The following is a 24,555-nucleotide window of genomic DNA, read 5'->3' as shown; positions in this document are numbered from 1 at the left end:
CGTTTCCCCTTGCGTTAAAAAAGCGCCCGCAGGCTATCCGCCAGCCTGCTGCGCGTGCCAAATAAAACTGAAATAAAGAACAATGCGCTGGCGGTCAGCACAATGGAGGGCCCGGCGGGCAGACTCACTGCCCAGGAAAGGCTTAAGCCCAGCCACGCGCAAAAAATACCGCTGATACCCGCCATCAAAAGTAACCCTGGCAATGTGCGCACCCAGCAGCGTGCCGCCACGGCGGGTAACATCATCAGCCCGACGGCCATCAGCGTGCCGAGCACCTGAAAACCGGCTACCAGGTTGAGCACCAGCAGCGCCAGAAACAGACCGTGTAACATCCCGGGCAGCCAGCGCGCGTTCACCTGCAACCACGCGGTATCAAACGCTTCGCTGACCAGCCCCCGATAAAAAATCGCCAGCGTGAGGAGCGTGAACATGCAAACGCCCGTCACGAACAGGGCTGACGCGCTATCCACGGCGAGAATGGAGCCAAACAGAAGATGAAGCAGATCGACATTTGAACCGCGCAGCGACACCAGCGTGACGCCCAGCGCCAGCGAGCCCAGGTAAAACCCCGCGAAGCTGGCATCCTCTTTAAGCGGCGTGCGGCGGCTGACCAGCCCGGCCACCAGCGCAACGGCGATCCCGGCAATAAACCCGCCGACAGTCATTGCCAGCAGCGACATTCCGCTGAGCAGATAGCCCACCGCGACACCCGGCAAAATGGCGTGAGAAAGGGCGTCCCCCATCAGGCTCATCCGACGCAGCTGAAGAAATACGCCCAGCGCAGTGGTGCTGACGGAGAGCGCCAGGCAAACCACCAGCGCGCGCCGCATAAAGCCGTACTCAATAAACGGCTGGAAGAAGAGATGCCAGATCATGCCACCCTCACCCGCTCGGTTTTCCAGTGCGGCGTATCAGCATCCAGCCGCAGCGTTTGTGGGAAGTGGCGCGAGACGCGTTCGCTGTCGTGCAGTACCGCCAGCAGGGTCTGCCCCTGCATATACATCTCCAGCATCAGATCCATCAGCACGTTGCAGGTCGCTTCATCGACGCCGGTGAAAGGCTCATCCAGCATTACCAGCGGCGCCTGCTGCACCAAAACGCGGGCAAACAGCATGCGCTGAAACTGGCCGCCGGAAAGTTCATCTATGGTAGAGAACGCCATGGACTCCAGCCCCACGCGCTCCAGCGCGCCGGCAATGCGCATGCGGGTATCCCGACGAAAACCGGCAAACAGTGAGATTGCTGGCCAGCAGCCCATACTCACCACGTCCTGCACGGTCAGAGGAAATTGCGCCTCCAGCGCGTGACGCTGCGCCAGCCAGCCCACCACCGGACGTCTCCCCTGCCAGCGAAACGTACCGCTGACGGGCGGAATAAAGCCGGCGAGCGTTTTCAGCAGCGTGGATTTGCCGCAGCCGTTGGCCCCGACGATAGCGGTCATGCTCCCGCGTTCAATCACGCCGGACAGCGCGCGCGTAACGGGCTGGCGATCGTAACCCGCCACCAGGTCGTTCATCACGATCATGGCAACGCCACCGCCCAGCGCACGGCCAGGCCGAGAAACAGAATGAGCACCAGCGCCAGCAGCAGCCGAACCGGGGATGAGAGAGAAAACAGGGACATGGAAATCTCAATTCAAAAATAATGTTATAACATAACAATAATGAAAGACGATTAAGATGTAAACGGTGGGAGTGAAATGGGAGTGTGGCGAAATGTTACTGCAAAATTCCCCTCTCCCGTGGGAGAGGGTCAGGGTGAGGGCATCAGGCCGCACCGTGCATGCAGCCATGCCGGGTGGCGGCGTTGCCTTACCCGGCCTACCCGTCGGGGTAACTTACTGACTAAACGGTGACGCTGCCGGCACACGCGCCTGAGACACCGCCAGCCCCAGCTGCCACACCGCCATCGCATAGTGCGTGCTGTGGTTGTAGCGGGTAATGGTGTAGAAGTTCGGCAGCCCGAACCAGTACTGATAACCGGTTCCGACATCCAGGCGCAGCAGGCTCACCTGGTCAACATTGCCCAGCGGCTGCGACGGCGTTAAGCCTGCCGCTGCCAGCTGCGCCACGCTGTATTTGGTTTTAAATCCGTTTTCCAGACCAAACGCCTCGCCGTTCGCCTGCACCGCCACCTGGCCGCCCGGCGTCCAGCCATGCGCTTTGAAGTAGTTGGCCACGCTGCCAATGGCGTCTTCGGGATCCCACAGGTTGATGTGACCATCCCCGTTAAAATCTACCGCGTACTGCTTATAGGAGGACGGCATAAACTGGCCGTAGCCCATTGCCCCGGCGAACGACCCTTTCAGATCGAGCGGATCGTCCTGTTCGTCTCGCGCCATCAGCAGGAAGGTTTCCAGCTCGGAAGAGAAATACTCGGCGCGGCGCGGGTAGTTGAAGGAGAGCGTCGCCAGCGCATCAAGGATGCGGGTTTTACCCATAATGCGTCCCCAGCGGGTCTCGACCCCAATAATACCGACGATGATCTCCGGCGGCACGCCATAGACCTGCCACGCACGGTTCAGGGCGTCTTCATACTGATTCCAGAACACCACGCCATTCTGCACGTTGTCCGGGGTAATAAACTGTTTGCGATAGCGCAGCCACGCGCCGTTTGGCCCGGTCGGCACCTGGGCTGTCGGCGCCTGCCTGTCCATCAGGCGCAGCACATAGTCCAGACGCTTCGCCTGAGACAAAATGGCATGCAGCTGCTGGCGGTCAAAACCGTGCTTGCTCACCATTTTATCGATGAACTGTTCGGCCGCAGGGTTATTCGCGAAGTCGCCGCCCATCTGCATCATATTGTGCTGCGGCTCCAGCAGGAATCCTCCGGAAGGCGCGCCCGCCGTTGGCTGAGCGGCTTCGGTCTTGGGTTTGCTACTACAGGCGGACAGGAGAATAAGCGCAGGCAACAGCGCTGCATAACGACGCTTGAACATGTGGCATCCATTTAACGAGTTCGGTAAGAACCCAGTATGGTAAAGCATCCCCAACTCCTCAAGGAAGCGGTACACACCTCCCCGACGCAAATCCGCGCTTTTTTCCACCAAAAATTATTCACCTCACCAATAAACTTTCAAAATAATACATTTTTCTTTCATTGTGAGATCTGATTAACACTTTAAAACCTTTCAAAGTGATTATTATTAGCCGCAGATAGACAAAAACAAACGCCCTACAGGAGAGAAGAATGATAGAAACCATCACCCACGGCGCCGAGTGGTTCATCGGGCTGTTTCAGAAAGGCGGCGAGGTATTCACCGGCATGGTGACCGGGATCCTGCCCCTGCTGATCAGCCTGCTGGTGATCATGAACGCCCTGATTAACTTTATCGGCCAGCAGCGTATTGAACGCTTCGCCCAGCGCTGTGCCGGCAATCCGCTGTCCCGCTACCTGATCCTGCCCTTCATCGGCACCTTTGTGTTCTGCAACCCGATGACCTTAAGCCTCGGCCGCTTTATGCCAGAGAAGTACAAGCCGAGTTATTACGCCGCCGCCTCCTACAGCTGCCATTCAATGAACGGCCTGTTCCCGCACATTAACCCCGGCGAGCTGTTTGCTTACCTCGGGATTGCCAGCGGTCTCACTACGCTGGGACTGCCGCTCGGCCCGCTGGCGGTGAGCTATCTGCTGGTCGGCCTGGTGACCAACTTCTTCCGCGGCTGGGTAACGGACCTCACTACCGCCATTTTTGAGAAAAAAATGGGCATTCAGCTTGATGAGAAAGTCCAGCTTTCGGGAGCCACAGTATGAACCGGATCCGCATAGAGAAAGGCACGGGCGGCTGGGGCGGCCCGCTGGAGTTCGACGCCACCGAAGGCAAAAAGATCGTCTACATCACCGCGGGCACGCGCCCGGCGATCGTCGACACGCTGCGCGAGCTGACCGGCTGGGAAGCAGTCGACGGCTTCAAAGAGGGCGAGCCGCCGGAAGCGGAAATCGGCGTGGCGGTAATCGACTGCGGCGGCACCCTGCGCTGCGGCATCTACCCGAAGCGCCGCATTCCGACGGTGAATATTCACTCCACGGGCAAATCAGGCCCGCTGGCGCAGTACATCCTTGAGGACATTTATGTCTCGGGCGTGAAGGAGGACAACATCACGCTGGTAAATGGCACACCCGCGCCGCAAAAAGCAGCCCCGCGCGACTACGACACCAGCAAAAAAATCACCGAGCAGAGCGACGGCCTGCTGGCGAAGGTCGGGATGGGGATGGGGTCCGCCGTGGCGGTTCTGTTTCAGTCCGGGCGCGACACCATCGACACGGTGCTGAAAACCATTCTGCCGTTTATGGCGTTCGTCTCGGCGCTGATCGGCATCATCATGGCCTCCGGCCTCGGCGACTGGATTGCCCACGGCCTCGCCCCGCTCGCCAGCCACCCGCTCGGCCTGGTGACGCTGGCGCTGATCTGCTCCTTCCCGCTGCTGTCGCCGTTTCTCGGCCCGGGCGCGGTGATTGCCCAGGTCATCGGCGTGCTGATTGGCGTGCAGATTGGTCTGGGGAATATTCCCCCGCACCTCGCCCTGCCCGCCCTGTTTGCCATTAACGCTCAGGCGGCGTGCGACTTCATCCCCGTCGGGCTGTCGCTGGCGGAAGCGCGCCAGGAGACCGTGCGCGTGGGCGTCCCCTCCGTGCTGGTGAGCCGCTTCCTGACGGGCGCGCCAACGGTGCTAATTGCCTGGTTTGTCTCCGGCTTTATTTATCAATAAGAGGTTCCTGCCATGACCGTGATTTACCAGACCACCATTACCCGCATCGGCCAGAGCGCGGCCGATGCGCTGAGCGACCAGATGCTGATCACCTTCCGCGAAGGCGCCCCGGCAGATATCGAAGAGTTTTGCTTTATCCACTGCCACGGCGAGTTAAACGGCGAGCTGAAGGCCGGTGGCCAGCTGGAGCTGGGCAAGGCGCGCTATGCCGTAACCGCCGTCGGTGACGTCGCCGAGCAAAACCTGCGCGAGCTGGGGCACATCACCTTGCGTTTCGACGGCCAGCCGCGGGCGGAGTATCCCGGCACGGTTCACGTTGAGGGGCCGGTTCCGCAGGCTGTCACCCCAGGCTGCACGTTAAAATTTATTTCGTAATAAAGGAGAGACACATGAGTCAGGTTGCCGTTGTCATTGGTGGGGGACAAACCTTAGGCGAGTTCCTCTGCCATGGGCTTGCCGCAGAGGGCTACCGCGTGGCGGTCGTGGATATTCAGAGTGAGAAAGCCGCCCGCGTAGCGGACGCCATCAACACCGAATTTGGCGAAGGGATGGCGTATGGATTTGGCGCCGACGCCACCAGCGAGCAGAGCGTGATGGCGCTGGCCCGCGGCGTGGATGAGATTTTTGGTCGCACCGATCTGCTGGTCTACAGCGCAGGGATTGCGAAAGCGGCCTTTATCAGCGATTTCGAACTGGGGGATTTTGACCGCTCGTTGCAGGTGAATCTGGTGGGCTATTTCCTCTGCGCCCGCGAATTTTCCCGCCTGATGATCCGCGACGGTATTCAGGGTCGCATCATTCAGATCAACTCAAAATCGGGGAAAGTGGGCAGCAAGCACAACTCCGGCTACAGCGCGGCGAAGTTTGGCGGCGTCGGGCTGACGCAGTCTCTGGCGCTGGATCTGGCCGAATACGGCATAACCGTGCACGCGCTGATGCTGGGCAACCTGCTGAAATCGCCGATGTTCCAGTCCCTGCTGCCGCAGTATGCCGCCAAACTTGGCATCAAAGCAGAGGACGTCGAACAGTACTACATCGACAAAGTGCCGCTGAAGCGCGGGTGCGATTATCAGGACGTGCTGAACATGCTGCTGTTTTACGCCAGCCCGAAAGCCTCGTACTGCACCGGGCAGTCGATTAACGTCACCGGTGGGCAGGTGATGTTCTGAGTTCATTCCCCGGTGGCGCTGCGCTTACCTGGGCTACAATCCCCGTAGGCCGGGTAAGGCGCAGCCGCCACCCGGCAGTTAAGGAGCCGATATGGTCACCGCACTCATCACCGTCGCCGCCCTCGCCTGGCTTTGCCAGATGGCGTTTGGCGGCTGGCAAATCCATCAGTTTAACCGCGCCTTTGATGCCCTGTGCCAGAAAGGCCGCGTGGGCGTCGGGCGTTCCGGCGGCCGCTTTAAACCGCGGGTTGTCGTCGCTGTTGCGCTGGATGAAAACAATATGGTTTGCGATTCCCTCATCATGCGCGGCGTAACGGTGTTTGCCCGTCCGACCAAAATTCAGGCGATCGACGGCATTTCGCTGCATGAATTACAACCTGATGTGATCTTCCCCCATGATTCACTCTGTCAGAATGCACTATCATTAGCGCTTAATCTGAAACATGGATAATTTCGTTGTGAAAGTTATAAACTTGCGGAATTATCATTTCGCAACGTAAGGAACGAAGCGCCTATGAAACCACGTCAGCGGCAGGCGGCCATACTTGAGCATCTGCAAAAGCAGGGAAAGTGCTCGGTAGAGGATCTGGCCCACTACTTTGACACCACCGGCACGACAATACGCAAGGACCTGGTGTTGCTGGAAAACTCCGGCGCCGTCATTCGTACCTACGGCGGCGTGGTGCTCAATAAAGACGAAGCCGACCCGCCTATCGACCACAAAACGCTGATCAATACCCACCAGAAAGCGCTGATTGCCGAAGCCGCCATCAAATTTATCCAGGACGGCGATTCCATCATCCTCGACGCAGGCAGTACCGTCCTACAGATGATCCCGCTGCTCAGCCGCTTTAATAACATCACGGTGATGACCAACAGCCTGCACATCGTCAATGCCCTGTCAGAGTTCGACAGCGAGCAGACCATCCTGATGCCCGGTGGCACCTTCCGTAAAAAATCCGCGTCGTTTCACGGGCAGCTGGCGGAGAATGCCTTCGACCACTTCAGCTTCGATAAGCTGTTTATGGGCACGGACGGCATCGACCTCAACGCGGGCGTGACCACCTTCAACGAGGTGTTCAGCGTCAGCAAAGCGATGTGCAACGCCACGCGGGAAGTGATTTTGATGGCGGACTCGTCGAAGTTTGGCCGTAAAAGCCCCAACATTGTCTGTAGCCTTGAAAGCGTCGATAAGCTGATTACCGACGCAGGTATCGATCCGGCATTTAAAAAAGCGCTGGAAGCGAAGGGCATCGACGTGATCGTAACCGGAGAGAAAAATGAGTGATTTTCTGTTAAACGCAGGCCGTCAGACCCTGCTGCTGGAGCTACAGGAAGCCAGCCGCCTGCCGGAGCGTCTGGGTGAAGATTTTGTTCGTGCAGCCAACACCATTATCCACTGCGAGGGCAAAGTGATCGTGGCGGGTATCGGTAAATCCGGTCATATCGGCAAGAAGATTGCCGCGACGCTTGCCAGCACCGGCACCCCGGCGTTCTTCGTGCATCCTGCCGAAGCGCTGCACGGCGATCTGGGGATGATCGAAAGCCGCGACGTGATGCTGTTTATCTCCTACTCCGGTTCAGCCAAAGAGCTGGATCTCATCATCCCTCGCCTGCAAGAAAAATCGGTGGCCCTGTTAGCGATGACCGGCAAATCCCGTTCGCCGCTGGCGCTGGCCGCGAAAGCAACGCTGGATATTTCCGTTGAGCGCGAAGCCTGTCCGATGCACCTGGCACCGACCTCCAGCACCGTCAACACGCTGATGATGGGCGACGCCCTGGCGATGGCGGTGATGCAGGCGCGCGGTTTTAATGAGGAAGATTTCGCCCGCTCCCATCCTGCGGGCGCGCTTGGGGCTCGTCTGCTCAACAAAGTTCACCACCTGATGCGCACGGACGATGCCATTCCTCAGGTCAAACTCGACACCAGCGTGATGGACGCCATGCTGGAGCTGAGCCGCACCGGGCTGGGGCTGGTTGCGGTATGCGACAATGACCGCCAGGTGAAGGGCGTCTTCACCGACGGCGACCTGCGCCGCTGGCTGGTGGGCGGCGGCAAGCTGGAGGCGCGGGTATCCGAAGCAATGACCCAGGGCGGGCTGACGCTGAATGCCGACAGCCGCGCGATTGAAGCCAAAGAGGTGCTGATGAAGCGCAAAATCACCGCCGCGCCGGTGGTGGACGAGCACGGCAGGCTGTGCGGCGCGATCAACCTGCAAGACTTCTACCAGGCGGGGATTATTTAACCCTTCAGCCCCAGACGTTTCGCCAGCCTGTGAAGGTTGGCGACGTCCATCTCCAGCGCCCGCGCGCACGCCGCCCAGCTGCGGTTATTCTGCTCCAGCGCGCGGGCGATCATCTGACGCTGGAACGCATCCGTCGCCTCGCGCAGGTTTTCGTTCACGCTCTCAGGTATCACCGGCTTCACGGGCGGCATCGTTTCCTCATGCAGCGCGAAATGGCGCGCATGAATAACCACTTCATCCCCCGAACGCGTTGCCCGCGCCAGCACCACCGCGCGGTGGATCGCATGTTCCAGCTCACGCACGTTACCCGGCCAGCCGTAGCTCAGCAGGTGCGTCCTCGCGCCGGGACTTAGCACCACGCGGGAAAGCCCCATTTTGAGCCGACACTGTTCGCAGAAAAAGCCCGCCAGCAGAACCACATCCTCGCCCCGCTCGCGCAGCGGCGGCACCGTGAGCGGGAACACGCTCAGACGGTGGAACAGATCGGCGCGGAAATTCCCCGCCAGCACCTCTTCGCGCAGATCGCGGTTCGTCGCCGCCAGCACGCGCACATCCACGCGTAAGCTGCGATCGTCTCCCACGCGTTGAATATCGCCATACTGCAACACCCGCAGCAGTTTGGCCTGAAGCGAAAGGGAGAGTTCGCCAATTTCATCGAGGAACAGCGTGCCGTTATCAGCCATTTCGAACTTGCCGCTGCGGTTGCTGATCGCCCCGGTAAAGGCCCCTTTGACGTGTCCGAACAGCTCGCTTTCCGCCACGCTTTCCGGCAACGCCGCGCAGTTGAGATAGACCAGCGGATTCACCGCACGGGGCGAGGCTTCGTGGATCGCTTTTGCCACCAGCTCTTTACCGGTGCCGGTCTCCCCGAAGATCAGCACGTTCAAATCAGACGCGGCGACAATCTCAATCTCTTTTTTGAGCTGCCCCATGCCCGGCGAAAGGCCGATCATTTCGGTGTGCGCCACCTGCTCAAACACCGTCGGGCTACCCGGAAGAATATTCTGGCTCTCCAGCTGTTCTATCAGCAGGGCGTTGTTCAGCGCCCCGGCCGCCAGCGCGGCAATCAGCCGTAGCTCTTCGTCGCTGAAGGTATCGAACTGATCAGGCGACATGCCGTCGAGGGTTAACGCGCCAATCAGGTTCTGCCCGGCAAACAGAGGCAGGCCGATACAGGCGTGCACCTTCAGGCTCTCCTGTCCGGGGATCAGGCCGTCGTAAGGATCGGGCAGATCGCTGTCTGCCGGGAAACGCACCACGTCACCCGCGCGGGCGATGGTTTCCAGACGCGGGTGGCCCTCCAGGGTAAAGCGCCGCCCGAGTACGTCCTTCGCCAGACCGTCGATAGCCAGCGGAATAAACTGCCGCCCTTCGTAACGCAGCAGCGCCGACGCATCGCAATCCAGCACGTGGCGCAACGTGGAGATCAGCCGCTGAAAGCGGTCCTGATGACCAATACCGGTTTGCAGTTCTATGGCGATCTTCGCCAGCACATCTACGGAAAAGCTCATCTCTGCCTCACTGTCATTTTGACAATACATAGTGTCATATTGACAATTTTTAAGATAGTCAAAATGACTACCCACTAAGGAGCATCGAAACGAAAACACACTATTTTCAACAAGTTAAAAAGTTGGCACGCAACTTGATATATGACAGTCATCTTATTTGAAAACGCCGTATTAAGTTGAGGTTGCTATGTCTATTCTGGTTAAAAATAACATTCATTGGGTGGGTCAACGTGACTGGGAAGTACGTGATTTTCACGGGACGGAATACAAAACGCTGCGCGGCAGCAGCTACAACAGCTATCTCATTCGTGAAGGTAAAAACGTCCTGATCGATACCGTCGATCACAAATTCAGCCGCGAGTTCGTGCAGAACCTGCGCAGCGAAATCGATCTGAATGAGATCGACTACATTATCATCAACCACGCGGAAGAGGATCATGCCGGGGCGCTGACCGAGCTGATGTCCCACATTCCGGATACCCCGATCTACTGCACCACCAACGCCATTGACTCCATCAACGGCCACCACCACCATCCGGAGTGGAACTTCCACACCGTGAAAACCGGCGACACGCTGGATATCGGCAATGGCAAACAGCTGATCTTCGTGGAAACCCCAATGCTGCACTGGCCGGACAGCATGATGACCTACATGACCGGTGACGCGGTGCTGTTCAGTAACGACGCCTTCGGCCAGCACTACTGTGACGAACGTCTGTTCAACGACGAAGTGGATCAGACCGAGCTGTTCGAACAGTGCCAGCGCTACTACGCCAACATCCTGACCCCGTTCAGCCGTCTGGTCACGCCAAAAATCACCGAGATCCTCGGCTTCAACCTGCCGGTGGATATGATTGCCACCTCCCACGGCGTGGTATGGCGTGAAAATCCAACCCAGATTGTCGAACTGTACCTGAAGTGGGCGGCGGACTATCAGGAAGATCGCATCACCATCTTCTACGACACCATGTCCAACAACACCCGCATGATGGCGGACGCCATTGCCCAGGGCATCAACGAAGTTGACCCGAACGTGGCGGTGAAAATCTTCAACGTGGCGCGCAGCGATAAGAATGAGGTATTGACCAACGTCTTCCGCTCCAAAGGCGTGCTGGTGGGTACCTCCACCATGAATAACGTGATGATGCCGAAAATTGCCGGACTGGTAGAAGAGATGACCGGCCTGCGCTTTCGTAACAAACGCGCCAGCGCCTTTGGTTCACACGGCTGGAGCGGCGGCGCGGTAGACCGTCTCTCCACCCGTTTACAGGATGCCGGTTTTGAGATGTCCCTGAGCCTGAAGGCGAAATGGCGTCCGGATCTCGACGCGCTGGAAATCTGTCGTCAGCACGGTCGCGACATTGCCCGCCAGTGGGCGCTTGCGCCGCTGCCGGAAACCGCACCCGCTGCGGCAGTTACGCCGAAAGCTGTAGCAGAAGCCGCTCCTGCCGCTGCCGACCTCGGCCCTTGCATGCAGTGCAGCGTCTGCCAGTGGATTTACGATCCTGAGCTGGGCGAGCCGTTGCAGGATGTCGCGCCGGGTACGCCGTGGAGCGAGGTGCCGGACAACTTCCTCTGCCCGGAATGTTCCCTCGGGAAAGACGTCTTTGATGAACTGGCAACGGAGGCAAAATGAGCCACGGCATCGTCATTATCGGCTCGGGCTTTGCCGCCCGCCAGCTGGTGAAAAATATCCGCAAACAGGATGCTAACGTGCCGTTGACGGTGATCGCCGCCGACAGCATGGATGAGTACAACAAGCCTGATTTAAGCCACGTTATTAGCCAGAATCAGCGCGCCGACGATCTCACCCGCCAGACGGCGGGGGAGTTTGCAGAACAGTTTAACCTGCGTCTGTTTCCGTACACCTGGGTCACCGATATCGACGCCGACGCCCACGTGGTGAACGCGAAAGATAAAACCTGGCAGTACGACAAACTGGTGCTGGCGACGGGGGCATCGGCGTTTGTGCCGCCGGTTGAGGGCCGCGAGCTGATGGTCACGCTCAACAGCCAGCAGGAGTATCAGGCCAGCGAGACCCTGTTACGCGACGCCACGCGGGTGATAATTGTCGGCGGCGGACTGATTGGCACCGAGCTGGCGATGGACTTCTGCCGGGCGGGAAAATCCGTCACCCTGGTTGACCACGCGGCCAGCATTCTGTCAGCGCTGATGCCAGCAGAAGTAAGCAGTCGCTTACAGCATCGTCTGACCGACATGGGCGTGCATCTGCTGCTGAAATCGCAGTTACAGAGCCTAAGCAAAACCGAAACCGGCATTTGTGCGACGCTCGACCGCAACCGCAGCGTGGAAGTGGATGTGGTTATTGCAGCGACGGGGTTGCGCCCGGAAACCGCGCTGGCGCACCGCGCGGGCGCAGAGATCAATCGCGGCGTGAAGGTGGACAGCTACCTGCAAACCACCCAGCCGGACATTTATGCCCTGGGCGACTGCGCGGAAATTAACGGCCAGGTGCTGCCGTTCCTGCAACCGATTCAGTTAAGCGCCATGTTCCTGGCGAAAAACCTGCTCGGCGGCAACGCCCCGGTGAAATTACCCGCCATGCTGGTGAAGGTAAAAACGCCGGAACTACCGCTGCATCTCGCAGGTGAAACGCAGCGTCAGGATCTGGACTGGGAGATTGTCCTTTCGCCTCAGGGCATGGTGGCGCGCGGCACCGATACCGACGGTCAGATGCGCGCCTTTGTCGTCAGCGAAGACAGAATGAAGGAGGCCTTCGCGCTGCTGAAATCGCTACCAGCTTAACCCTCGTCATGCCGGGTGGCGCTCCGCTTACCCGGCCTACAGTACTGCCACGCTTACTTAACCTTTGGATTTTGTTGTCCACCGCCCCGATGTCCCGGGGCTTTTTTATCGCTACACTTTCAGCGTCAGGAGCGCACCACCAGCGCGTCATAACCGCGCCAGCGATAGTTCGCCATCGAGATCAGCCAGCAGGCGACAAACAGCCCGACCACCACAAATCCGGCATCGCCCAGGTTATCGTTCACCGCGCCAATCAGATCCCACACGCCGCCGCTGAGGGCGAACTTGTCCATCAGCAGACCCAGCGCTTCCAGGCCGCCGATAAACAGCGCCACCACCACCGAAGTGCCGGTGATGGTCATGTTGTAGTAGAGCTTGCGCTGCGGCTTGTTAAACGCCCAGCCGTAGGCACCCACCATCAGCAGGTTATCGAGCGTATCCACCAGCGCCATGCCGCTGGCGAAGAGCGCCGGGAAGATCATGATCGACCACACCGACATCCCGCTGGAGGCGCTGGCGGCGGAGATCCCCAGCACGCCGATTTCGGTGGCGGTGTCGAACCCCAGGCCGAACAGGAAACCGACCAGGTACATCTGCCAGCTTTTATTGACGAGGCGGAAGGTTTTGCCGAACAGCCAGTTCATGACGCCGCCCTGTGCAGGCAGCGTGATGTCGCCCTGCACGGGATTGCCGTGTTTCAGCGCCTGAAAACTGCGCCAGACGCCGCGCAGGATCACCATATTCACCAGCGCCATCGCCAGCAGGAAGGTGGCGGAGACGGCGGTGCCAATCAGGCTGCCGGTTTCGTGGAACCATGCCATGTTTTTCTGAAACGCCGTGGCGGTAGCGGCGATAGCAATGGAGGCCAGCACCACGATGGTGGAGTGTCCGAGGGAAAACCATGCGCCCACGCCGGACGGGCGCTTGCCCTGCTGCATCATCTTACGCGTCACGGTATCAATCGCGGCGATATGGTCGGCATCCACCGCATGACGCAGTCCGTAACACCAGGCCAGCAGGCTGGCCGCCATCAGCGCCGTACTGCCGCTAAAGGTGTGCCACGCCAGCCCCCAGGCCAGCAGGTTAGCCATCCCGAGAGCCAGCAGCAGGCACGCTGCACGAGGTTCATTGCGTAAAAGTCGTAACATTTTAAATCCCTTGTGAACATGATCGGGCGGCAGCAACCACCGCCTGCCCGAAGGAGATCGCTCCGTCGCCTGCGGGCAGGCGCGAAGGAAAAAGAAGCGTGAAATCAGAAAGGTAATGACGAAGGCGCGCGCGCAGCAGGCGGTTGTGAAGGACGCCTCCGCTGAAACACACCGTCGTGAGCGACCGTCGGCGGGCATGCGTTGCCGCCAGTTCGCTCAGCCCTTTTGCCAGCGCATCGTGAAAAGCCCAGGCACGCTCGCCGGGTTCCGCCCGCCAGGTAAGCCACTGTTGCCAGAACAGCGCAAGGTTATCCGTCTGGAGCGTCACCGGATGATCAACCCCTGCGCAGCGTTCGGCCAGCGCCTCCAGCCGGCACGCGGCTTCGCCCTCATAGCGTTGCGTTTCAATGCCCAGCGCACAGGCCACGGCGTCGAACAGACGACCACAGGAGGAGGCCCGCGGCGCATTGATACCGCGCGACACAGCCGTTGCCAGCAGCGGCCAGTTTTGACGCTGTACCACCTCAGTTTCCGGGTACTGCTGCCAGTCAGGTACGAACGCCAGACAGTGGGCGAGCAAATTGCGCCACGGCTGTTTTGCCGCCAGATCGCCCCCCGGCAGCGCAACGGCTGGCAGACCGCCCAGCCGTTCGCAGTCGCGATAGTTCACCCGCAGGCACTCGCCGCCCCACAGCGCGCCGTTCTCGCCCATGCCGATCCCGTCCAGGGTCAGGGCAATAACATCCCCGCCGTCGAGCGGCCAGCCGTTCTCCGCCAGACACGCTGCCGCATGCGCATGATGATGCAGCACGGTCTCAACGGGCAGCGCCTGCGCCCGGGCCCACTGTCGGGCGTGATAACCCGGATGGGCATCGCACACCACGCGCTCAGGCTGAAAGGCGTAGATGTCCTGCATCGTCGAGAGCGCACTGCGCCACTGCGCCTCTACCCCCTCGTCGCTCAGATCGCCAAAATGCTGGCTCAGCACCGCCTGGTTGCCACGCACCAGGCAGAAGGTGTTTTTCATCTCCGCGCCGGTGCATAACATGGGCGGGATGTCGCGGAATCCGGCGGGCAATGTGATGGCATCCGGTACAAAACCCCGCGCGCGACGCAGCATCGTGCCCTCCCGGTCCATCACTGAATCATCCATCCGTTGCAGGATGTCGCGGTTGTGCAGCAGGAAGCCATCAGCGATGTCACTGAGTTCTTCCAGCGCCTGCTGGTTGCTTATGGCGGGTGGATGGCCGCTGAGGTTGCCGGAGGTCATCACCAGCGGGCGCTGGCAGTCCAGCATCAGCAAATGCTGGAGCGGGTTCGCAGGCAGCATCACGCCGACCGTATCCAGCCCCGGCGCAATCACCTCAGGAAACGCAGGAAGGCAGGATTTTGGCGTCAGCACAATCGGCGCAGCGGGTGAACGTAACAGCGTCTGGATGGCCTCCGGCAGATCGTCCGCATGCGGGATCATCACCGCCAGCGGCCTGGTCGGGCGCTGCTTGCGTGCCCGTAATTTCCGAACCGCCTGCGGGTTAAGCGCGTCGCAGACCAGGTGAAAACCGCCCAGCCCTTTGACCGCCACAATCCCGCCGACTTTCAGCATCGCCACCGCCGCGCTTAACGCCGATTCGCGGGTGGCAGCACCCTCCCCAGCTCGCCACTCCAGCTGCGGTCCGCAATCCGGGCAGGCCACCGGCTGGGCGTGAAAACGCCGGTCAGCCGGGTTGCGGTACTCCGTTTCACAGGGCACACAGAGCGGGAATGGCGCCATTGACGTGGCCGGGCGGTCATAGGGCATGGCGCGGATAATGGTAAACCGCGGCCCACAGTGGGTGCAGTTGATAAACGGGTAGCGGTAGCGACGTTCGCGGGGATCGCGCATCTCCGCCAGGCATGCGGGACAGGTGGCGGCATCCGGGACGATTTGCGTGTCCATCGCCCCACTCTCGCTGTGGCGGATGACAAACTCGTCCGGCAGCGTCGTCCAGCTGAACGGCTGCGTTTCAATGCGATCGATGCGCGCCAGCGGTGGGCAGTCCTGGCGCAGTCTCGCGGTAAAGTCACCCCCACTGCCCGCGAGACGCACCAGGACACCCTCTCCGTCGTTGCAGACGTCGCCTGCCAGCCCCAGCTGGTGCGCAAGCTGCCAGACGAAGGGACGAAATCCTACCCCCTGCACCTTGCCGCGCACCCGAAGCTGTACGCCATTAACGCGCATTGCAGCTTAAAACAGCAGCGATGACGAGGTGTCGAACGCCGCGCGGCGGCGTTTTTCGGCACTCATCTGTTCGAGCTTGTCGCGATCGACGCAGACCAGCGCATGCGTCGGACAGGCTTCCATACACGCCGGACCGGCGTCGCGGTGGTAGCAGAGGTCACATTTATTGGCTTCGGCTTTCTCCGCGCGTACGCTCAGCCCGATACCGCTGTTGCGCACCACCGGGCGAACCACCACCTCCATCGCGCCATACGGACACGCCACCACACAGGTTTTGCACCCGATGCAGCGCTCCTGCATCACATGCACGAAGCCTTTCTCGCGCTTAATCGCCCCGTTCGGACAGACGTTGGCGCACGGCGCATCTTCGCACTGGCGACAGATAGCGGCGGTAGAAATATTCACGCCTTTAATGACGTGGATGCGCGGCAGGAAGGTATCAGGGGTGAGAGAGGCGCAATCCTGCTCTGCCTGATGGGACACCACGCACGCCACTTCACAGGTACGGCAACCAATGCATTTGCTGGCATCGGCCATAATAAAACGGTTCATCTGCTTCTCCGGCATTACTGTTATGCGCGAAGCTATTCATAAACCGTGCCAATATTTAATGCATTGATTTTATAGGGAAATTTAAAAGAGAGGGATCTGTCATCGTCATTAGTGACGATGACTGATGTCGACGTCAGCGATGCGGGCCGTCAATGACGGAGTCGCGCAGGATAAGCTCGCCGGAGAAGGTTTGCTGAGGCTTAAACTCACCGCCGTCGAGCATGAAAATCATACGGCTGATGGTCTCCTGAATCATCTCCGTTACCGGAATACGCACGCTGGAGAGGGACGGCACGATATAGGGCGCGATTGCCACGTCGTCAAAGCCGATGACGGACACTGCGCCCGGCGTGGCGACGCCGCTCTCGTGCAGCTGCCTGATGGCGCCAATCGCCATGTCGTCGTTACTCGCCACCAGCGCGGTAAACGTTTCGCCGCGGGTGAGCAACTGAGAGACCGCCGCCGCGCCGCTGGCCGGGTTCCACTTCCCTTCGGCGATCAGCGCGTCGCGAACTGCAATCCCGTGCTGCGCCAGCGCGTCCTTGTAGCCGGAAAGACGCTCCACCCCGGTGGGGGAATCCAGCGAACCGGTGATAAACGCAATCTCCCGGTGGCCTTTCTCAATCAGCTGCGATACCGCGTCCTGACACGACGCTTTATGATCGGACCAGACGCTGTGACTGCTGTTTTTCCGCAAACGGCGGTTGAGCACCATGATCGGCTGCTCGCATTTCTCAATGATCTCGTCCAGCGCTTCCACGCTCAGAAAACGCGGATAGATGATTACCGCGTCGCAGCGCATGTCGAGCAGGTACTGGATCGCCTCGCGCTCCTCTTCGGCGCTGTGCTTGCCGTCCGCCAGGATCAGCTGACGCCCCTTCTCTTCCGTCATCCGCGCGGCGTTAAACAGCAGCTCGCTAAAGTAGACCCCATGGTACAGGGTGTTCGTCACTACCAGCCCCAGAGTCTGGGTGCGTTTGGTCGCCAGGTTTCGCGCCAGCAGATTGGGGCGATACCCGCTCTCTTCGATGGCCTGAAAAACCCGGTCTTTCGTCTCCTGGCTGACGTAACCGTTCCCCGACAGTACCCGGGAGACCGTCGCTTTTGATACGCCTGCCCGCTTCGCCACTTCCAGCATCGTGGTCATATTATTATTCCGTCTGAACCTGATGGGCGCAGTGTACTGCACCGCAGAAAAATTGTCGCAGCGGCGTTATCACGCTTTTTACGGCCACGAGTGATCGTCATCACGAAACGAAAAAATGCATAAAAAGTGATCTTGTTTCATTAAAAGAAACTCATGATGATTGTGTGAAACCGGTTTCCTACACTTCTCACAACGATAACAGGATCACATCCGATGGCAAAAAATTACGCTGCGCTGGCGACCGACGTCGTTAGCGCGCTGGGCGGCAAAGAGAACATCGTCGCCGTCACCCACTGTATGACGCGACTGCGCTTCGTCCTGAAAGACGAAAGCCTCACCGACGCCGCACGCCTGAAAAGCATCAGCGGCGTGCTCGGCGTGGTGCGCAACGACAACCAGTGTCAGGTGATCATCGGCAACACCGTGTCCCAGGCATACCGTGAAGTGGTGAGCCTGCTGCCCGCTAACCTGCAACCTGCCGTAGCGGAAGGTCCACAGAAGCTCACGCTGCGCCGGATTGGCGCCGGGATCCTCGACGCGCTGATCGGCACCATGTCTCCGCTGATCCCGGCGATCATCGGCGGGTCGATGGTCAAGCTGCTGGCGATGATCCTTGAGATGACCGGCGTGCTGGGCAAAGGCGACCCGACGCTGACGATCCTGACCGTTATCGGCGATGGCGCGTTCTTCTTCCTGCCGCTGATGGTGGCGGCGTCCGCGGCGGTGAAGTTCAAAACCAACATGTCGCTGGCAATCGCCATCGCGGGCGTTCTGGTTCACCCGAGCTTTATCGAGCTGATGGCGAAAGCCGCGCAGGGCGAGCACGTTGAGTTCGCCTTCATTCCGGTGACGGCGGTGAAATACACCTACACGGTGATCCCCGCCCTGGTGATGACCTGGTGCCTGTCATACATCGAACGCTGGGTGGATCGCATTACCCCGGCGGTGACCAAAAACTTCCTCAAGCCGATGCTGATCGTGCTGATTGCCGCCCCGCTCGCCATCGTACTGATTGGCCCGCTCGGGATCTGGATCGGCAGCGCCATCTCCGCGCTGGTCTACACCATTCACGGCTATCTGGGCTGGCTCTCCGTTGCCATTATGGGCGCGCTGTGGCCGCTGCTGGTGATGACCGGGATGCACCGCGTGTTTACGCCGACCATCATCCAGACCATTGCCGAAACGGGCAAAGAAGGGATGGTGATGCCGTCGGAGATCGGCGCCAACCTGTCGCTCGGCGGTTCGTCGCTGGCGGTGGCGTGGAAAACCAAAAATCCGGAGCTGCGCCAGACGGCGCTGGCCGCGGCGGCCTCCGCCATCATGGCGGGGATCTCTGAACCGGCCCTGTACGGCGTAGCGGTACGCCTGAAGCGTCCGCTGATTGCGAGCCTGATCAGCGGCTTTATCTGCGGCGCGGTGGCAGGCATGGCAGGCCTTGCCAGCCATTCGATGGCGGCGCCGGGGCTGTTTACCAGCGTGCAGTTCTTCGACCCGGCCAACCCGATGACCATCGTCTGGGTGTTTGGCGTGATGGGTCTGGCGGTAGTGCTGTCGTTTGTGCTAACCCTGCTGTTAGGGTTTGAGGATATCCCGGTAGAAGACGAAGCCGAAAAAGCACGCGCCCTGCAAACCGCACCGGTACAGAACAAAGCAGCAGAAGCATAAACTGAAAGCGAGGTAAGAATGTCTGTTTTTCCACAAGGATTTTTATGGGGCGGCGCGCTTGCCGCCAACCAGAGTGAAGGGGCTTACCGTGATGGCGGCAAAGGACTGACGACGGTCGACATGATCCCCCACGGCGCAAACCGTCTGGCGGTAAAAGTCGGCAAGGAAAAACGGTTTTCGTTGCGGGACGACGAATTCTACCCGAGCCACGAGGCGATTGATTTTTACCATCGCTACAAAGAAGACATCGCCCTGATGGCGGAGATGGGCTTTACGGTGTTCCGCACCTCGATTGCCTGGAGCCGCCTCTACCCGAACGGCGACGAACCGCTGCCGAATCAGGAAGGCATTGCCTTCTACCGCGCGGTGTTCGAGGAGTGTAAAAAGTACAACATCGAGCCGCTGGTGACGCTCTGCCACTTCGACGTGCCGATGCACCTGGTGACGGAGTACGGCTCCTGGCGCAACCGTAAGATGGTGGATTTCTTCACCCGCTACGCCCGCACCTGCTTCGAGGCGTTTAACGGGCTGGTGAAATACTGGCTGACCTTCAACGAAATCAACATCATGCTGCACAGCCCGTTCTCCGGCGCGGGGCTGGTATTTGAAGAAGGTGAAAACGAGGACCAGGTGAAGTACCAGGCCGCGCACCACGAGCTGGTGGCGAGCGCGCTGGCGACCAAAATTGCCCACGAGGTGAACCCGGAAAACCAGGTCGGTTGTATGCTGGCGGGCGGCAATTTTTACCCCTGGTCCTGCAAGCCGGAAGACGTGTGGATGGCGCTGGAAAAAGACCGCGAGAACCTGTTCTTTATCGACGTGCAGGCGCGCGGCAGCTATCCGGCTTACTCTGCCCGCGTGTTCCGCGAGAAAGGCGTGGTGATTGTGAAAGACCCGGGCGACGATGAACTGCTGAAAAACACCGTCGACTTTGTCTCGTTCAGCTATTACGCCTCGCGCTGCGCGTCGGCGGACATGAACGCGGGAAACACCAGCGCGGCGAACATCGTGAAGTCCCTGCGCAACCCGCATATTCAGGTGAGCGAATGGGGCTGGGGCATTGACCCGCTCGGCCTGCGCATCACCATGAACATGATGTACGACCGCTACCAGAAGCCGCTGTTCCTGGTGGAAAACGGCCTTGGAGCGAAGGACGTCATTGATGAAAACGGCGAGATCAACGACGACTACCGAATCAGCTACCTGCGCGAGCATATTCGCGCGATGGCTGATGCGATTGAGGACGGCGTACCGCTGCTGGGCTACACCACCTGGGGCTGCATTGACCTTGTCTCGGCCTCAACGGGGGAAATGAGCAAGCGCTACGGGTTTGTGTACGTCGACCGGGACGACGCCGGGAACGGCACGCTGGACCGCAAGCGCAAGAAATCATTCTGGTGGTATAAGAAGGTGATTGCGAGTAACGGGGGGGATCTGGAGTAGCCTGTTGCCCTCACCCCAGCCCTCTCCCACAGGGAGAGGGGGATGGGTTTGGTAGGCCGGGTAAGGCGAAGCCGCCACCCGGCACTGCTCAGAGCTGAGAAAATCCCCCATCCCCAACCCACCCGGCAAGCCGTGAATAGACCACGTCCACCGCCTCTTTCACCGGCTGCGTCATCGGGTAATAGAACCCGACAATGTCCGGCTGAATCCCCAGAAACAGCACCTCACCCACGTCGTCTTTAATCTGATCGACCAGGTAGTTCAGCGGCATATTGTGCGTCGTCATCATAAACATTTCGGCGATGTCGTCCGGGTCAATCAGGCGGATCTCACCGGGGTTGAGCCCCATATCGGTGGCATCAACGATTAACAGCCTGTCCGGGCGCAGCTCGCGAATGGCCACCACGTCGTTTTCCGGCGCGCTGCCGCCGTCAATCACCACCCAGCTGCCCGGCGGGTTTGCGGCGCACAGTTCCGCCAGCAGCGGACCCGCGCCGTCGTCGCCCATCATGCTGTTGCCGACACACAGTAAAACGTCAGTCACGTAATCTCCTCACCATCAGGTAGATGGCGCTCTCCTGATGAATATCGTGCAGCATGCTAAGCAGCGTTTTGCTCCACGCCTGCTGCTCGGGGGTTTGCCTGCTCAGCGCCTCGTCAAAGGCGTTGGCGAACATCGCAATGTGGTTGGCGTCGATCACGATCTCGCCGTACTTCGGCACGCCTTCCATTTTGCGCCGCGCCGTGCTGCCCTCCTCCAGCGTGGCGATCCACGCCAGGTAATCGGCCCACGGGCAGCTCAGCGCCGCCTCCAGGCAGTCGATCACCCCGAGGTGATGCCCAATCGCCAGGCTGTAATAGACCACCTGCTGCGCCGCAGCCGGCGTGGCATCGTTCTCATCAATAAACTTACGGCTCAGCTGGCTGAACACCACCGTTTCACTCATCGGATACGCGCCTCATCCACGATGCTGTTCAGGTTCGCCACGATCTCATTGAGTCGCGGATCGTTTTCCGCCTCCAGCCAGCGCGCCACCTGATGGTCGCCCTGGCTCAGCAGGCGCAGATAATCGTCGGCAATCTGGCGTCCGTAGCGGTAGCCCGCCAGCCTGCGCGCCGTGCGGTCGATCTTCACCCGCAGCGGCTGCACCATATCCGGGTGCAGGATAGTGGCTGGCTGGTTGTCCAGCTCGCCCGGCTCGCGGGCGTGGATTTTCTGCTCCAGCAGGCCGAGCGCCATGGCAAAACCGTACAGCGTCGCGGCGGGCGTCGGCGGGCAGCCCGGAATGTAGACGTCCACCGGCACGATTTTGTCGGTGCCGCCCCAGACGCAGTACAGGTCGTGGAAGATGCCGCCGCTGTTGCCGCAGGCACCGTACGAGATGCAGATTTTCGGGTCCGGCGCGGACTGCCAGGCGCGCAGCGCGGGGGATCGCATGGCGCGGGTGACGGCCCCGGTAAACAGCAGAATGTCCGCATGGCGCGGAGACGGCACCACTTTGATGCCGAAGCGCTCGGCGTCAAACAGCGGTGACAGCGTGGCGAAGATCTCAATCTCGCAGCCGTTGCAGCCGCCGCAGTCCACGCGGTAGACGTAGGCCGAGCGTTTGATTTTTTTCAGCAGCGACGCCTTCATGCTGGCGATGGATTCGTCCACCGTCATCGGCACCGGAATGCCGTTAGCGTCGCGCGGGCCGAGTAAGTTTTCCATCAGCTGGCCTCTCTCATATGGCGGGTTAAATCGATGCGGTCAGACGGCAGCAGGCATTTCTGACGCTTGCACTCCGGGCAGGTTTCGAAGTTTTCGCGGTGATGCTCCGCGCGGACGTCGCCGTTGTGCTTCAGCAGCGCGATGGCGTAGTCGATCTCTTTTTGCACGGCGAACGGACGCTTGCAGACGCGGCAGTTGCACAGCGCAAAGCGCGACTGCTGGAGGAAGTCCTCTTTTTTCCACACCGCCAGCTCGTACTCCTGAGACAGGCGAATGGCCACCGTCGGGCAGACCTCCTCGCAGCGGCCGCAGAAGATGCAGCGCCCGAGGTTAAACTGCCAGGCCAGCTCGCCGGTTTTCAGGTCCGTTTCCACCGTTAAGGCATTCGACGGGCAGGCGTTGACGCAGGCCGCGCAGCCGATGCACTGCTGCGGGTTGTGCTCCGGCTTGCCGCGAAAGTTTTTATCCACCGGGATCGGCTCCAGCGGATAACTGCTGGTCTGCGCGCCGGTTTTGATCACTTTTTTGGTGAAGGTAAACATGGCGAATCCTTATTTCAGCGGCGAGTTCTTACGCTCGATGCTGTAGCGCTCAAGCTCTTTGTACGGCACCACCTGGCTTTTCTTCTTGCGCACGTCCACGACGGTCATGCGGTCGGTGCAGGAGTAGCACGGGTCGAGGCTGCCGATGATCAGCGGCGCGTCAGAGACCGTATTGCCGCGCAGCATGTAGCGCAGGGTTGGCCAGTTGGCGTAGGTCGCCGCGCGGCAGCGCCAGCGGTAGAGCTTCTGGTTGTCGCCGGTCATGCTCCAGTGGATGTCGTCCCCGCGCGGCGCTTCGGCAAAGCCGAGGGCAAAGCGGTTTGGAATGTAGGTGAAGCCTTCCACCATCAGCGGGCCGCCCGGCAGATTATCGAGGCCGTAGTCGATCATGTTCAGCGCGGTGAATACCTCGTTGATGCGCACCTTCAGACGGGAGATGACGTCGCAGCCCTGCTCGCTGTGCACGGTCATCGGCAGCAGGCCGTAACCGACGAACGGGTGATCGGCGCGGGTATCGCGGGCGTGGCCGCTGGCGCGCACCATCGGACCAACGTTACTGAAGTCGCGGGCGATTTCCGGGTCAAGACGGCCGATGCCCACGGTGCGCTGCTCGATGTTTGGCGTGCTGAGCAGCATGTCCACCAGCTCCTGCACGTCCCGCCGCATCTGCTGCGCCAGCTGGCGGGTCTGGATCATGTCGTCTTTCAGCAGGTCGCGGCGGATCCCGCCGATCAGGTTCAGGCCGTAGGTTTTACGCGCCCCGGTAAGGATCTCCGCCATCTTCATCGACGCCTCGCGCACGCGGAAGAACTGCATAAACCCGGAGTCAAAGCCGACGAAGTGGCAGGCCAGGCCGAGGTTGAGCAGGTGCGAGTGCAGGCGCTCCACCTCCAGCAGAATGGCGCGGATCATCTGCGCGCGTTCCGGCACCACGATCCCCATGCCGTTTTCCACCGAGGTGGTGTAGGCGGTGCTGTGGGCAAAGCCGCAGATGCCGCACACGCGGTCAGAGAGGAACGTGACTTCGTTGTAGCCCATGCGGGTCTCCGCCAGCTTCTCCATGCCGCGGTGGACGTAGAACAGGCGGTAGTCGGCGTCGATAATGTTCTCGCCGTCGACGAACAGGCGGAAGTGGCCCGGTTCGTCGGAGGTAACGTGCAGCGGGCCAATCGGCACCACGTTATTCTTCTTGCTGCCCAGCTCGTTGATGAACTCGTAGGTTTCGCTGTCGGTGGTCGGGGCCGGGCGCTGGCGGTAGTCCATGCTGTCCTTGCGCAGCGGATAGAGTTCATCCGGCCAGTCGTCCGGCAGCACCAGGCGGCGCTCGTCAGGCAGGCCAACCGGCACCAGACCATACATGTCGCGCACTTCGCGCTCGCCCCAGACGGCGGCAGGCACGCGCGGCGTGACGGAGGGGTATTCCGGCTTGTTCGGGTCGACTTCGACGCGCACGGTGAGCCAGCACTTCTCCCCCTGCTCCATCGACATCACGTAGTACACCGCATAGTTGCCACACAGCTGACGCTCGTCGTTGCCGAACAGCACTGACAGCCAGCCGCCCTGCTGGTAATAGAGAAACTCCACCACTTCCGGCAGATAGTTCACCTTAATGGTGACGGTGATCTGGTCTTTGGTTTGCCAGGACTCCTCCAGCACCACGCCCGGGAAAGCCTGATGCAACGCGGCGAGATACTGCTGACCTTTCTTTTCTTCAGACATAAACACTCT

Annotated in this window: 24 protein-coding genes; 11 read left to right on the top strand and 13 right to left on the bottom strand. The window is 60.2% G+C overall.

The genetic code is table 11. The features are described from left to right. Positions 1-14: 14 nt before the first annotated feature. From ACOTWU_RS06855 to mltB, 3 genes are all read right to left on the bottom strand, one after another. Complete coding sequence (locus ACOTWU_RS06855; RefSeq protein WP_015571669.1) at positions 15-875, bottom strand: metal ABC transporter permease; 861 nt, start codon at positions 873-875, stop codon at positions 15-17. Further along, on the bottom strand, positions 872-1,525 hold the full coding sequence (locus tag ACOTWU_RS06850) for a metal ABC transporter ATP-binding protein (RefSeq protein WP_017382783.1): 654 nt from the start codon (positions 1,523-1,525) through the stop codon (positions 872-874). Before ACOTWU_RS06850 ends, ACOTWU_RS06855 begins: the two co-directional genes overlap by 4 nt. 312 nt (positions 1,526-1,837) lie before the next feature. Further along, entirely contained in the window at positions 1,838-2,938 is a 1,101-nt protein-coding gene (gene mltB, locus ACOTWU_RS06845; RefSeq protein WP_015571672.1) for a lytic murein transglycosylase B, read from the bottom strand. A gap of 251 nt (positions 2,939-3,189) precedes the next feature. Between mltB and srlA the strand changes: the two genes are divergently transcribed. The 7 genes from srlA to gutQ all read left to right on the top strand — a co-directional run bounded on the left by srlA (position 3,190) and on the right by gutQ (position 8,124). Beyond that, positions 3,190-3,753 (top strand): PTS glucitol/sorbitol transporter subunit IIC, encoded by a 564-nt coding sequence (gene srlA, locus ACOTWU_RS06840; protein WP_126498819.1) that lies wholly within the window; start codon positions 3,190-3,192, stop codon positions 3,751-3,753. After that, positions 3,750-4,709: a PTS glucitol/sorbitol transporter subunit IIB gene (gene srlE, locus ACOTWU_RS06835; RefSeq protein WP_045141877.1), complete on the top strand. Its 960-nt coding sequence runs from the start codon at positions 3,750-3,752 to the stop codon at positions 4,707-4,709. Before srlA ends, srlE begins: the two co-directional genes overlap by 4 nt. Before the next feature lie 12 nt (positions 4,710-4,721). Continuing rightward, positions 4,722-5,084, top strand: a complete 363-nt coding sequence (srlB, locus tag ACOTWU_RS06830) for a PTS glucitol/sorbitol transporter subunit IIA (RefSeq protein WP_017692786.1) — start codon at positions 4,722-4,724, stop codon at positions 5,082-5,084. Between the two features lie 14 nt (positions 5,085-5,098). Beyond that, positions 5,099-5,878 (top strand): sorbitol-6-phosphate dehydrogenase, encoded by a 780-nt coding sequence (gene srlD, locus ACOTWU_RS06825; protein ID WP_017382786.1) that lies wholly within the window; start codon positions 5,099-5,101, stop codon positions 5,876-5,878. 91 nt (positions 5,879-5,969) lie between these two features. After that, positions 5,970-6,329 carry a transcriptional regulator GutM gene (gutM, locus tag ACOTWU_RS06820; protein ID WP_017692785.1) on the top strand — a complete coding sequence of 120 codons (360 nt, stop codon included), beginning with the start codon at positions 5,970-5,972 and terminating at the stop codon, positions 6,327-6,329. A 63-nt stretch (positions 6,330-6,392) separates the two neighbouring features. After that, positions 6,393-7,166: a glucitol operon DNA-binding transcriptional repressor SrlR gene (gene srlR / locus ACOTWU_RS06815; protein ID WP_126498818.1), complete on the top strand. Its 774-nt coding sequence runs from the start codon at positions 6,393-6,395 to the stop codon at positions 7,164-7,166. Continuing rightward, entirely contained in the window at positions 7,159-8,124 is a 966-nt protein-coding gene (gutQ, locus tag ACOTWU_RS06810; protein WP_015571677.1) for an arabinose-5-phosphate isomerase GutQ, read from the top strand. Before srlR ends, gutQ begins: the two co-directional genes overlap by 8 nt. Here the strand turns inward: gutQ and norR are convergent. Then, complete coding sequence (norR, locus tag ACOTWU_RS06805) at positions 8,121-9,635, bottom strand: nitric oxide reductase transcriptional regulator NorR (protein ID WP_126498817.1); 1,515 nt, start codon at positions 9,633-9,635, stop codon at positions 8,121-8,123. The genes gutQ and norR overlap by 4 nt on opposite strands. A 187-nt stretch (positions 9,636-9,822) precedes the next feature. Between norR and norV the strand changes: the two genes are divergently transcribed. Beyond that, positions 9,823-11,271: an anaerobic nitric oxide reductase flavorubredoxin gene (gene norV, locus ACOTWU_RS06800; RefSeq protein WP_017692783.1), complete on the top strand. Its 1,449-nt coding sequence runs from the start codon at positions 9,823-9,825 to the stop codon at positions 11,269-11,271. After that, on the top strand, positions 11,268-12,401 hold the full coding sequence (norW, locus tag ACOTWU_RS06795; RefSeq protein ID WP_126498816.1) for an NADH:flavorubredoxin reductase NorW: 1,134 nt from the start codon (positions 11,268-11,270) through the stop codon (positions 12,399-12,401). The genes norV and norW overlap by 4 nt, the downstream gene beginning before the upstream one ends. Before the next feature lie 125 nt (positions 12,402-12,526). Here norW and ACOTWU_RS06790 read toward each other — a convergent pair whose 3' ends face one another. The 4 genes from ACOTWU_RS06790 to ACOTWU_RS06775 form a co-directional block, all read right to left on the bottom strand. After that, positions 12,527-13,549: a HoxN/HupN/NixA family nickel/cobalt transporter gene (locus tag ACOTWU_RS06790; RefSeq protein ID WP_033487574.1), complete on the bottom strand. Its 1,023-nt coding sequence runs from the start codon at positions 13,547-13,549 to the stop codon at positions 12,527-12,529. A 1-nt stretch (position 13,550) separates the two neighbouring features. Beyond that, positions 13,551-15,767 carry a carbamoyltransferase HypF gene (gene hypF / locus ACOTWU_RS06785; protein ID WP_126498815.1) on the bottom strand — a complete coding sequence of 739 codons (2,217 nt, stop codon included), beginning with the start codon at positions 15,765-15,767 and terminating at the stop codon, positions 13,551-13,553. A gap of 6 nt (positions 15,768-15,773) precedes the next feature. Beyond that, positions 15,774-16,319, bottom strand: coding sequence for an electron transport protein HydN (gene hydN, locus ACOTWU_RS06780; protein WP_017382793.1), 546 nt, complete (start codon positions 16,317-16,319; stop codon positions 15,774-15,776). Between the two features lie 133 nt (positions 16,320-16,452). Further along, complete coding sequence (locus ACOTWU_RS06775; RefSeq protein WP_323132051.1) at positions 16,453-17,490, bottom strand: LacI family DNA-binding transcriptional regulator; 1,038 nt, start codon at positions 17,488-17,490, stop codon at positions 16,453-16,455. Between the two features lie 189 nt (positions 17,491-17,679). Here ACOTWU_RS06775 and ascF point away from each other — a divergent pair, with 189 nt between their 5' ends. Next, positions 17,680-19,131 carry a PTS cellobiose/arbutin/salicin transporter subunit IIBC gene (gene ascF, locus ACOTWU_RS06770; protein WP_017382795.1) on the top strand — a complete coding sequence of 484 codons (1,452 nt, stop codon included), beginning with the start codon at positions 17,680-17,682 and terminating at the stop codon, positions 19,129-19,131. A gap of 18 nt (positions 19,132-19,149) precedes the next feature. Continuing rightward, positions 19,150-20,574 carry a 6-phospho-beta-glucosidase gene (locus ACOTWU_RS06765; RefSeq protein ID WP_220719731.1) on the top strand — a complete coding sequence of 475 codons (1,425 nt, stop codon included), beginning with the start codon at positions 19,150-19,152 and terminating at the stop codon, positions 20,572-20,574. An 88-nt stretch (positions 20,575-20,662) separates the two neighbouring features. On the opposite strand, the gene hycI is transcribed toward ACOTWU_RS06765, so the two are convergent. The 5 genes from hycI to hycE are packed head-to-tail and all read right to left on the bottom strand — an operon-like array spanning position 20,663 to position 24,546. Continuing rightward, on the bottom strand, positions 20,663-21,118 hold the full coding sequence (hycI, locus tag ACOTWU_RS06760) for a hydrogenase maturation peptidase HycI (RefSeq protein WP_017382797.1): 456 nt from the start codon (positions 21,116-21,118) through the stop codon (positions 20,663-20,665). Further along, positions 21,111-21,521 carry a formate hydrogenlyase maturation HycH family protein gene (locus tag ACOTWU_RS06755; protein ID WP_063159876.1) on the bottom strand — a complete coding sequence of 137 codons (411 nt, stop codon included), beginning with the start codon at positions 21,519-21,521 and terminating at the stop codon, positions 21,111-21,113. Before ACOTWU_RS06755 ends, hycI begins: the two co-directional genes overlap by 8 nt. Further along, positions 21,518-22,285: an NADH-quinone oxidoreductase subunit B family protein gene (locus ACOTWU_RS06750; protein WP_032669323.1), complete on the bottom strand. Its 768-nt coding sequence runs from the start codon at positions 22,283-22,285 to the stop codon at positions 21,518-21,520. The genes ACOTWU_RS06755 and ACOTWU_RS06750 overlap by 4 nt, the downstream gene beginning before the upstream one ends. Continuing rightward, entirely contained in the window at positions 22,285-22,827 is a 543-nt protein-coding gene (locus tag ACOTWU_RS06745) for a formate hydrogenlyase complex iron-sulfur subunit (protein WP_126498812.1), read from the bottom strand. Before ACOTWU_RS06745 ends, ACOTWU_RS06750 begins: the two co-directional genes overlap by 1 nt. Before the next feature lie 9 nt (positions 22,828-22,836). Next, positions 22,837-24,546, bottom strand: coding sequence for a formate hydrogenlyase subunit HycE (gene hycE, locus ACOTWU_RS06740; protein ID WP_032660327.1), 1,710 nt, complete (start codon positions 24,544-24,546; stop codon positions 22,837-22,839). Positions 24,547-24,555: the final 9 nt, after the last annotated feature.

This window comes from Enterobacter cloacae complex sp. GYL001 (genome assembly GCF_049237125.1).
Classification (GTDB): domain Bacteria; phylum Pseudomonadota; class Gammaproteobacteria; order Enterobacterales; family Enterobacteriaceae; genus Enterobacter; species Enterobacter hormaechei_C.
The sequence above is the reverse complement of the archived record's forward strand: the minus strand, read 5'-3'. Positions and strand labels throughout refer to the sequence as shown.